The organism is Collinsella sp. AF39-11AT, assembly GCF_003474585.1.
Lineage (GTDB): Bacteria > Actinomycetota > Coriobacteriia > Coriobacteriales > Coriobacteriaceae > Collinsella.
Genome location: NZ_QROG01000053.1, coordinates 1 through 1543, shown reverse-complemented (window position 1 = coordinate 1543; position 1543 = coordinate 1). Strand labels below are relative to the sequence as shown.

The 1543-nt window shown below is 71.1% G+C and carries 1 protein-coding gene; it reads left to right on the top strand.

Going from position 1 to position 1543, the window contains the following annotated elements; all coding sequences use genetic code 11:
* Positions 1-131 precede the first annotated feature (131 nt).
* On the top strand, positions 132-1253 hold the full coding sequence (locus DW037_RS10390) for an IS110 family transposase (protein WP_118373261.1): 1122 nt from the start codon (positions 132-134) through the stop codon (positions 1251-1253).
* The last annotated feature ends 290 nt before the right edge of the window (positions 1254-1543 follow it).

Here is a 1543-nt window from a genome sequence, read left to right as displayed (position 1 = left end):
CAGACACTATGACCCAATCCAGGGGCACGGAAACGACAGGAGCCCCCGCTCGTGACCGCGGGTCGGGGCTGCGACAATGTTGTTGAAGTGCCAGAGGCGCAGCCGCGCCGCAACGAGGTTGGGAGGCTCCCGTGCCTAGATATTCTACCGCCTTCGGAATGGACGTACACCTCAGGTCCACCACCGTCTGCGCGCTCGACGCGGAGACGGGCGAGGCCGTGACGAGGAGGTTCCGCGGCAACCCCTGGGGCGAGGTCGCGGAGTGGATGTCGGGCTTCCCCGGCCCGTCGCTCGCCGCCTACGAGAGCGGCTACCTCGGCTTCGCCCCGCAAAGGGAGCTCTCCGGGCTCGGCGTCGACTGCGTCGTCGCGGCCGTCTCCAAGGTCCCGAGGTCGGCTGCCGACCTCTCGTCCAAGAACGACCGCAACGACGCGGCCAGGATGGCCAAGGCGATACTGTCGCACGACGTCACCCCGGTATGGGTGCCGTCCCCCGAGATCGAGGGGCTCAGGGACCTCGCCGCCGCCCACGACGCCGCGACCGCGAGGCTCGCGGCGGCGAAGCAGCGGCTCCTGGCGTTCCTAGCCCGCCGCGGCTATGTCTACGGCGGCACGACGCCGGCCGGCAACCCCCGGAAGTACTGGACGTACGGCTTCCTCAGGTGGCTCGACGGCATACACCCCGCCGACGACGGAGGCATCCGGGCGCTTGCGGCGCTGAGGAACGAGGTCGAGGCGGCCGACGAGACGAGGGGGGCCCTCCTCGCCGAATACAGGGCCGCCGTCGCGGCGGGCCCCCTCTCGGCCGAGGTCGAGGCGCTCCAGTCGATCAAGGGGTGCGGGTTCGCGCTCGCCGCCGCCTTCGCGTCCGAGGTCGGCGACTTCTCGAGGTTCCGCTCCGGCAGGCAGGTGACGGCCTACTTCGGCCTCGCCCCGAAGCAGAGGTCGAGCGCGGACTCCGTGCGCCTCGGCGGGATCAGCGGGGCCGGCAACGCGCTCGTCAGGAAGCTGGCTGTCGAGGGGTCCTGGTGCTACGCCCAGGCCGGCCACCAGCCGAAGCTGATGCCCAAGGGCTCCGGCGTGCCCCTCGAGATAAGGATGCACGGGAGGAAGGGGTCCGAGAGGCTCCTGCGCCGCCGCGAGGAGATGATCGCCCGCGGGATGCCGCAGGCGAAGGCGAACGCGGCCACCGCGGCCGAGCTCGTGAGGTGGCTGTGGGCCCTCGGCGCGATGTGCCGGGAGGGCGCGGAATAGACATAAGCCCCCGTCCCGGCGAGCCGGGCGGCCTTCGGGGACACCCCCGTTCTCGCTGTGCGCGCGGCGGCCGCCGCATGCGCGAAGACAGACTAGGGGAACCCCGCCGAAGGAGAGGATTGCGGGCCGCCGGAGCGGTATCCGCGGATATGAGACTGAGCCGAAGGCGTCGATGACATGCCGGGGGCGGACCGGGACGGGTTTAACGGCAGGCCCCGCCGACCGATTGCAAGCGGTCGGCGGGGCCATTGTGGCCCTTGACAGTGGATTGGGTCATATGAGCGAGCGGG